Below are 9,343 nucleotides of genomic sequence, written 5' to 3' on the forward strand. Positions count from 1 at the left end.
CGCGTCGCCGCGGAGGAGATGCCAGCCATCGGCCAGGTCGGCTGGGAGCGGGGACGAAACCCGGGCGCTGCCCCCACGGGCAGGCCCTAGACCCAGCCGCGCGCCGCCAGCGACACCGGCGGGCCGTCGCCGATCACGAAATGGTCCAGCAGGCGCACGTCGACCAGGGCCAGGGCCTGCCTGAGCTGCGCGGTCACCGCGCGGTCGGCGGCGCTGGGATCGCGGCAGCCGCTGGGATGGTTGTGGCCGACGATCAGCGCCGCGGCGTTGTGCGCCAGCGCGCGCCGCACCACCTCGCGCGGGTGCACCTCGGCGCCGTCCACGGTGCCCTGGAACAGCTCCTCGAACGCCAGCGCGCGGTGCCGGGTGTCGAGGAACAGCGCCGCGAACACCTCGTGCGGCCGCGCGCGCAGGCGCTGGGCGAAGTAGCGCCCGGCCGCCGCGGGGTCGGTCATGGCCTCGCCGCGGGCGAGATCCGCGGCCAGGTAGCGGCTGCACAGCTCCAGCGCGGCGGCCAGGCGCGAGGCGCGCGCCGGCCCGAGGCCGGGCAGATCGGCGAGCTCGGCCGGGCCGCGTTCGAGCAGGGCGCGCAGCGGGCCATGAGCGGCGAGCAGTTCGCGCGCGGTGGCCACCGCGTCGCGGCCGCGCAGGCCCGAGCCCAGGAAGATCGCCAGCAGTTCGGCGTCCGACAGCACCCCGGCCCCGCGCGCCAGCAGCTTCTCGCGGGGGCGTTCGTGGCTGGGCCAGTCGCGGATGTGCATGGGGCGCGGTCCCGGGGCGGGGTGGCCGCCGACGGCGGGACGGCGGCAGGGGTGAGCGGGAAGGGCGCTGGCGACCGGGCGGCATCACGACAGGGGATGGGCCGTGAGACCGGAGCCGGGGAGCTGCGCCCGGTCGCCAGCGTGGGGCCATTCCACCGCAGCCGGGGGCGCCGGCGCAGCAGGGGCATGCCGCGCCATCGGGTAAGCTGGGGCCCCGCCTTCACGTAGGACTTTTCCCACGCCCATGGCCGCCGCCACCTCCAGCCTCAGCGGGCAGCGCGTGCTGCTGTGCGTGAGCGGCGGGATCGCCGCGTACAAGGCCGCCGAGCTGGTGCGCCGCCTGCGCGAGGCCGGCGCCGTGGTGCGGGTGGCGATGACCGAGCACGCGCAGCGCTTCGTCGGCAGCGCCACCTTCCAGGCGGTCTCCGGCGAGCCGGTCCGGACCTCGCTGTGGGATGCCGCCGCCGAAGCGGCGATGGGGCACCTGGAGCTCGCCGCCTGGGCCGACCGGGTGGTGGTGGCGCCGGCCACCGCCGACATCATCGCGCGGCTGGCGCACGGGCTGGCCGACGATCTGGTCACCACGCTGTGCCTGGCCACCGAGGCGCCGCTGGCGATCGCGCCAGCGATGAACCACCGCATGTGGCGCCATCCCGCCACCCGCGCCAATGTCGAGACCCTGCGCGGCCGGGGCGTGCAGGTGATCGGCCCCGACGACGGGCCGCTGGCGGAGGGCGAGTCCGGCCCCGGGCGCCTGCGCGAGCCCGACGCGATCGTCGCCGAACTGGCCGCGGCGGCCGGATGAGCGGCGCGCTCGCGGGAAGGCGCGTGGTGGTCAGCGCCGGGCCGACCTACGAGGACATCGACCCGGTGCGCTTCATCGGCAACCGCAGCAGCGGCAAGATGGGCTTCGCGCTGGCCGCCGCCGCCGCCGCGCGCGGCGCCGAGGTGGTGCTGATCGCAGGACCGGTGCACCTGCCGGCGCCGGACGGGGTGCGGCGCATCGACGTGCGCTCGGCCGCGCAGATGCGCGAGGCGGTGCTGGCGGCGCTGCCGGCCGAGGTCTACATCGGCGCGGCGGCGGTCGCCGACTACGCGCCGCGCAGCGTCGCCCCCGGCAAGATGAAGAAGACCGGCGCCACCCTCGTGCTCGAGCTGGTGCGCACGCCGGACATCCTCGCCGGGGTCGCGATCCACCCGCAGCGGCCGAAACTGGTGGTCGGGTTCGCGGCCGAGACCGACGACGTCGAACGCTACGCGCGCGGCAAGCTGGTCGACAAGAAGCTCGACATGATCGCCGCCAACCGCGTCGGCGTGCCCGGCAGCGGCTTCGAGTGCGACGACAACGCGCTCAGCGTGTACTGGCCGGGCGGCGCCCGCGAACTCGGCCCGGCGCCGAAGACGGTGCTGGCCGAGGCGCTCCTCGACCTCGTCGACACGCGCCTGCAGGTACACCGCTCCGCCTAGCCGCGCGCCGATGCCGCTCCGCGCGGCCTTCCCTCCATCACGGAATCGCCCATGCAGCACACGCTCCAGGTCAGATGCCTCGATCCGCGCCACGGCTGCGAATGGCCGCTGCCGCAGTACGCCACCGAGGGCAGCGCCGGCCTCGACCTGCGCGCCGCGCTCGAGGCGCCGCTGACGCTGCAGCCCGGCGAGGCCGAGCTGGTGCCCTCCGGCATCGCCATCCATCTCGCCGATCCGGCGCTGTGCGCGGTGGTGCTGCCGCGCTCCGGCCTCGGCCATCGTCATGGCATCGTGCTCGGCAACGGCACCGGGCTGATCGATTCCGACTACCAGGGGCCGCTGCTGATCAGCGTCTTCAACCGCGGCCGCGAGGCCTACACCATCGCGCCGGGCGACCGCATCGCCCAGCTGGTGATCCTGCCGGTCGTGCGGGCCACCCTTGAATTGGTGGATACTTTCGTCCACAGCGCGCGCGGCACGGGCGGCTTCGGCCACACCGGCACCCGCTGACCAGGGGAGAGACGATGAGCGAGACGCAACCGCACAAGGCGCGCCAGGCGCTGGCGCAGATCCGGCCGTACCTTCCGATCCTCGCGGTGCTGCTGGCGGCGCTGGCGCTGTGGCTGGCATGGAGCGGCTGGCGCCAGATGCAGAGCGACGCCAACCGCAGCGCGCTGCAGCAGACGCGCGACGCCACCGTCGAGGCGACCGCGCGGGCGCTGACCGGCGACCTCAAGAATCTCACCGACCGCCTGGAATCGGAGCGGGTGCAGCAGGCGCTCGCCGCCGACGACCTGGAAAGCGCCTCCGCCGCGCTGGCCGCCGACTGGCCGGGCCTGGAGGAGGCGGCGATCTACCTGCCGGACCTGGAAAGCGTCTACGCCGGGCTCGGCGACGGCGGTTTCGGCCGCGCCGCGGTGCTGGAAGGCGCCCTGGTCGAGGACCGGCCGGTCAGCTGGGTGGTCCGCGAGGACGACGGCCCGCGCGTGGCCCTGGCCGCGCCCGCGCGCGCCGGCGAGCGCCTGGTCGGGGTGGCGTTCGTGCGCCTGCCGCTGGCGCGCGCCACGCTGCCGATGCAGCACGCCCATCTCGACGAGGACAGCATGTACCTGGGCCTGCGCCAGGGCGGGGTGACTTTGCTGGAGCGTGGCAACCAGGAGTACATCGAGGCCGCCGAGCGCATGGCCACCGCGGTGCCCGGGACCGGGCTGCGCGTGGTCGCGGCATCGCCGCGGGCGGTGGCCGCGCCGTTCGGGCTGGCCGGGATCCCTGGCTTCGCGGTGGCGGCGGCGCTGCTGCTGCTGGCGTTCTTCGTCTGGCGGGTGCTGCCGCGGATGGCGCGCACGGCCAGCGTGGAGCACGACGAATCGCCGACGCTGTCGCAGGCGCTCACCGAGCCCCCGGCGGAACCGACCGGTCCGAAACTGGACGTGCGCGACGCGCCCAAGCCGGCGCCGGTGCACATCGACCGCGGCATCTTCCGCGCCTACGACATCCGCGGCGTGGTCGGGCAGACCCTCGATCCCGGCGTGGCCGAGCTGATCGGCCAGGCGATCGGCTCGCTGATGCGCGAGAAGGACCTCGGCGACATCGTGGTCGGCCGCGACGGCCGCCTGTCCGGCCCGGAGCTGGTCGCCGGCCTGGTCGAGGGCCTGCGCAAGGCCGGCCGCAACGTCATCGACATCGGCATGGCGCCGACGCCGGTGATCTACTTCGGCGCCTTCCACCTGCGCACCGGCTGCTGCATCTCGGTCACCGGCAGCCACAACCCGCCGGACTACAACGGCTTCAAGATCGTGGTTGGCGGCGAGACGCTGTCCGGCGAGGCGATCACCGACCTGTACGCGCGCATCGCCGAGGACCGCCTGCACGTCGCCAAGGCGCCCGGCGGCCTGTCCGAGCGCGACATCGCCGAGGACTACGTCGACCGCATCGCCAACGACGTGCAGGTGGACCAGCGCCTCAAGGTGGTGGTCGACGCCGGCAACGGCGTGGCCGGCGAGATCGGCCCGCGCGTGCTCGAGGCGATCGGCGCCGAGGTGGTGCCGCTGTACTGCGAGATCGACGGCACCTTTCCCAATCACCATCCCGATCCGAGCGATGCGAAGAACCTCGAGGACCTGGTGCGGATGGTGCAGCGCCTGGATGCCGACCTCGGCATCGCCTTCGACGGCGACGGCGACCGCCTCGGCGTGGTGACCCGGGAAGGCGACAACATCTACCCCGACCGCCTGCTGATGCTGTTCGCCGCCGACGTGCTCGAGCGCAACCCCGGCGCGGTGATCGTGTACGACGTCAAGTGCAGCGGGCGCCTGCCCGGGCACATCCTGCGTCACGGCGGCAGCCCGCTGATGTGGAAGACCGGTCACTCGCTGATCAAGGCCAAGATGCGCGAGGTCGAGGCCGAGCTGGCCGGCGAGATGAGCGGCCACTTCTTCTTCCAGGAGCGCTGGTACGGCTTCGACGACGGCATCTACGCCGCCGCCCGGCTGCTGGAGATCCTGGCCTCGCGCGACGAGGCGCCGGGCGACGTGCTCAGGGCGCTGCCCGATGGCGTGTCCACCCCGGAGATCAAGGTGGAGGCGCCGGGCGGCGACCCGCACGCCTTCGTCGAGCGCTTCCACGACAGCGCCCGCCTCGAGGGCGCGCGCCTGTCCACCATCGACGGCGTGCGCGCCGACTGGGCCGACGGCTGGGGCCTGGTGCGCGCCTCCAACACCACCCCGGTGCTGGTGATGCGCTTCGACGCCGACGACGAGCAGGCGCTCGCGCGCATCCAGCAGGCGTTCCGCGAGCAGCTGCTGGCGGTGGATCCGGAGTTGCAGCTGCCGTTCTGATAGCGGCGGGCCGCGAGTGCGCACCGGGGAGGGTGCGCCCCCCTGCTTAGGTCCGCTCGCGTCGGCGGCCGGTGGCGCAAGGCACGCCGAGCCCCCATCGGCATTCGGCATTCCGTAAGAGGGCGTGCCCGGTCTGCCAGGCGGCCGCAGGGAAGAGGGAGCGAAGGGTAGGTGTTTTCCTACACCAGTTCGGGGGATTTTCCGACAGCAGAGTCCTGCCGATGAGGAGCACACTGCGCGGCAGACGCCGATTCGCGGAAGCGAGCGGGCCGTGCGGTAAGGACAGGGGGCCGGAGCGCCGCGCATGCGGCATCGAAGGCTGAGGATTGGGGGATCGCCCGCAACGGGCGAGAAGGGGACAACCTGGATGAAGCTGGAAGCGACGCCTGCCGCGGGGCAGGGACGGACGTACCGCAGCGGCATGGCGGCCTTGTGGATCGCGGCACTGCTGGCGGCGGTGGCGCCCGCCGCGCAGGCGCAGATGAACTGGGGCGAGGAGTACGCCAGGCGCCTCAAGGCCACCCAGGCGATCGCCCCGCTGGCCGACGGCGCCTTCGGCGATCAGGTCAATCTCTACAACGGCACGGTGTCCTTCACCGCCACCGACATCGCCTTGCCGGGCAACAGCGCGCTGCCGGTCGCGCTGTCGCGCACCTACGACACGCAGGAGATCGCCAGCCCGAGCCTGATCGGCGACTGGGACATCGACATCCCGCACCTCAGCGCGATCCACAGCACCAATGCGGTCGGCGGCTGGGCGCCGCTGCAGCGCTGCTCCACGGTGGCGCCGCCGCCGGCGCAGAGCAACGGCTCGATCATGTTCGAAACGGAGATGTTCTGGAGCGGGACCCGGCTGCGGGCGGCCAGCGGCGGCGGCGACCTGCTTGCGATAAACAGCAGTCCGAAGCTGGTGAGGCCGACCTGGTCGGGATACCGATGGACCAACAAGGACGGCTGGTTCTTCACCTGCCTGCCGGCGCTGAAGAACGGCCAGGGCGAAGGCTTCGTCGGGCACGCGCCCGACGGCACGAAGTACTACTTCGACTGGCTGGTGCTGCGCAACTACGGTTCCATCATGCACCCGCACTGGACCGAGCCGCTGCCGGGCAGTTCGGTCATGCACCGCCACAGCGCGCGGATCTTCGCTACCCGGATCGAGGACCGCTTCGGCAACTGGGTCGAGTACGACTGGAACGGCGATGTGCCCACGCGGATCCACAGCAACGACGGGCGCAGCATCAGCCTCACCTACCAGACCTACGGCGCCGGGCAGCGGCGCCTGGCCACGGCCACCGCGGCAGGCAGGACCTGGACCTACGCCTACTCCGGGATCGCGCTCGTCAGCGTGACCAATCCAGACGCCAGCCGTTGGGAATACGCCCTGGATAGCGGGCGCCTGGACGTGATCTCCTACCAGCAAAATCCGTTCCACCAGCTGATCCGCGACGACGAGATCGACTGTTCCGTCAGTCACCGGCTGGGGACGTATACACGCGTCTACTCGGTCACCCACCCGGCCGGCTCGCGCGCCGACTTCACCTTCGCGCCGATGCGCCATGGGCGCAAGAACGTCGAGTACTTCTGCAACGGCAACGCCCAGGACGACCCGCACAGCTTCCGCAACTACACCGCCAGTTATCACGACGTGCATTCGCTGGTCAGCAAGCGCATCACCGGCCCGGGGCTGCAGGCCGCCACCTATACCTACGGCTACACCTCGCTGGCGCAGGGCTACGTGCCGCGTTCGCCCGCCGTGCCGGCGAACTGGAACGACCTCAATGGCGCGACCCCGCCGCCGAACTACAAGTACGTCACCGTGACCGACCCGGAAGGCACCGAGCGCGTGCATACCTTCGGCAAGGACTACGGCCTCAACGAGGGCCAGCTGTTCAACGTCCAGGTGCGCAAGGCCGGCACCACCTTCCGGACCATCAGCAATGTCTACGTGAGCCAGTCGGAACTCGGTTCCATGCCGTTCCCGGGCGGACGCGGTTCCAACCTGGTGGTAGGAGGCGACCCGCTGATCGACCGGCCCATCAAGAGCACGACAACGACCCAGCAGGGCATCGTGTTCACCCGGGCCGTCAACCAGTTCGACGCCCATGCACGCCCGGTCAGCGTCACCAGATCGAGCACCCTCACGGGCAACCCGAGCCGGACGGATCTCACCCAGTACCATGACGACCTGGACAAGTGGGTACTCGGCCAGCCGTCCCGGTTGACAGTAGACGGCGTGGTCGCCTCTGAGGCCACCTACAATGCCGCCAGCGCGCTGCCGACGCTGTTCCGCGAGTTCGGCAGGACCGTGCAAACCCTGACCTACAACGCCGACGGCACCGTGGCCACGGTCAGGGACGGCAGGAACAACACCACCACGCTGACGAACTGGAAGCGCGGGATCCCGCAGACCATCCGCTTCCCCGCCACGCCGGAGGCGGCCAATGGCGCCACCCGCTCGGCGGTGGTGAACGATCACGGCTGGATCACCCGGGTCACCGACGAGAACGGGTTCGCCACCAACTACGCCTACGATCCGATGGGCAGGCTGAGCCAGATCACCTATCCCACCGGCGACAGCGTCGCGTGGAACGCCACCCTGTTGAGCCTGGAGCGGGCGACGGCCTCCGCGTACGGCCTGCCGGCAGGCCACTGGCGGCATACGGTCGCCACCGGCAACGGCCGCAAGGTGACCTATCTCGACGCCCTGTGGCGCCCGCAGCTGGTGCGCGAGTACGACACCGGCAACGCCACCGCCACCCAGCGCTTCACCCGGCAGTCCTTCGACCGCGAGGGCCGCGTGGTCTTCGCCTCGTACCCGAGCGCCGGCGCCACGCCGACCACCGGCAGCTGGACCGAGTACGACGCCCTGGGCCGCGCCACGTCGGTCACGCAGGACAGCGAGCACGGGCCGCTGACCACGCTGACCCAGTACCTGAGCGGCTTCCAGACCCGGGTCACCAGCCCGAAGGGAGCCCAGACCCACTACCGCTACCTGGCCTGGGACCAGCCCGCCACCGACCACCTCGAGCGCATCGTCCATCCCGAAGGCGCCTACACCTACTTCGGGCGCGACGCCTTCGGCAAGCCGACCTATATCCGCCGGCGCAACGCCGACAACAGCGTCGGGGTGACCCGCAGCTACGTCTACGACCAGCACCAGCAGCTGTGCAAGACGGTGGAGCCGGAGACCGGCGCCACCATCATGGCCTACGACGCCGCCGGCAACCTGGCCTGGAGCAAGGCAGGAGCGACCCAGACCGCCACCACCGGCTGCAACACCGCCGACATCCCGGTGGCCCAGCGCACCGTGCGCAGCTACGACGCCCGCAACCGGGTGCAGGCGCTGACCTTCCCGGACGGCCTGGGCAACACCACCTACAGCTACGAGCCGGACGGCAACCTGGCGCAAGTCGTCGTGGACAACGGCGGCGCCGGCCTGGTCACCACCGTCTACAGCTACAACAGGCGCCGCATGCTGGAAGGCGAGGCGATGGGCGTGGGCGGCGTCGCCTGGGGCCTGGGCTACGGCTACAACGCCAACGGCCACCTGGCCTCGCACGTCTACCCCGACCAGGTGGCGGTGACCTATGCGCCCAACGCCCTGGGCCAGCCGACCCGGGCCGGCGCCTACGCCACCGCCGCCAGCTACTTCCCCAACGGCGCGCTCAAGCAGTTCACCTACGGCAACGGCGCCGTCCATACCCTGACCCAGAACGCCCGCGGGCTGCCCGAGCGCAGCCGCGACGTACGCAGCGGCACCACGCTCCACGACGACAGCCTGGACTACGACGCGCACGGCAACGTGGCGGCGATCAGCGACGGCCTGGCGGGCGGCCGCGGCAACCGGACGATGAGCTACGACGGCCTGGACCGGCTGACCGGCACCACCTCGCCGATGTTCGGCACGGCGACGTACGGCTACGACGTGCTGGACAACCTCAGGCGGGTGCGTCTGAGCGCGGGCCCGCGGCAGCGCGACCACACCTACGCCTACGACGCCAAGCAGCGCCTGACCCAGGTGACCAACACCTCGGGCGGCGCCACGGTGATGAGCCTGGGCTACGACGTGCAGGGCAACCTGGCCAGCCGCAACGGCCAGGGCTACGCGTTCGACCAGGGCAACCGGCTGCGCGAAGTGGCGGGCCTGGAGCGCTACCGCTACGACGGCCACGGGCGCCGGGTACAGGCGTTCCACGACGCGCGGGACAACCTGTACTCGATCTACGGCCAGGACGGGGTGCTGCGCTACCAGGCGGACTACCGCACGCGGCAGACCCG

At 71.9% G+C, this 9,343-nt stretch carries 4 protein-coding genes and 1 pseudogene; 4 read left to right on the forward strand and 1 reads right to left on the reverse strand.

The window, feature by feature from the left end; translation table 11 throughout:
- Positions 1 to 86 precede the first annotated feature (86 nt).
- Entirely contained in the window at positions 87 to 761 is a 675-nt protein-coding gene (gene radC / locus H0E84_RS10735) for a RadC family protein (protein WP_180678649.1), read from the reverse strand.
- 244 nt (positions 762 to 1,005) lie between these two features.
- Between radC and coaBC the strand changes: the two are divergent.
- From coaBC to H0E84_RS10755, 4 genes and pseudogenes are all read left to right on the forward strand, one after another.
- Positions 1,006 to 2,228, forward strand: a pseudogene (gene coaBC / locus H0E84_RS10740) (bifunctional phosphopantothenoylcysteine decarboxylase/phosphopantothenate--cysteine ligase CoaBC).
- Positions 2,229 to 2,279: 51 nt separating this feature from the next.
- Positions 2,280 to 2,738: a dUTP diphosphatase gene (gene dut, locus H0E84_RS10745; protein WP_180678650.1), complete on the forward strand. Its 459-nt coding sequence runs from the start codon at positions 2,280 to 2,282 to the stop codon at positions 2,736 to 2,738.
- 14 nt (positions 2,739 to 2,752) lie between these two features.
- Positions 2,753 to 5,065 carry a phosphomannomutase/phosphoglucomutase gene (locus H0E84_RS10750; protein ID WP_180678651.1) on the forward strand — a complete coding sequence of 771 codons (2,313 nt, stop codon included), beginning with the start codon at positions 2,753 to 2,755 and terminating at the stop codon, positions 5,063 to 5,065.
- A 367-nt stretch (positions 5,066 to 5,432) separates the two neighbouring features.
- A partial coding sequence (locus H0E84_RS10755; protein ID WP_180678652.1) for an RHS repeat protein occupies positions 5,433 to 9,343 on the forward strand: 3,911 nt, incomplete at its 3' end.

The organism is Luteimonas salinisoli (assembly GCF_013425525.1).
Classification (GTDB): Bacteria; Pseudomonadota; Gammaproteobacteria; order Xanthomonadales; family Xanthomonadaceae; genus Luteimonas; species Luteimonas salinisoli.

Coding starts and splice junctions, on each gene's coding strand:
- radC (WP_180678649.1), bottom strand. CDS start 761: ATGCACATCCGCGACTGGCCCAGCCACGAACGCCCCCGCGAGAAGCTG.
- dut (WP_180678650.1), top strand. CDS start 2,280: ATGCAGCACACGCTCCAGGTCAGATGCCTCGATCCGCGCCACGGCTGC.
- H0E84_RS10750 (WP_180678651.1), top strand. CDS start 2,753: ATGAGCGAGACGCAACCGCACAAGGCGCGCCAGGCGCTGGCGCAGATC.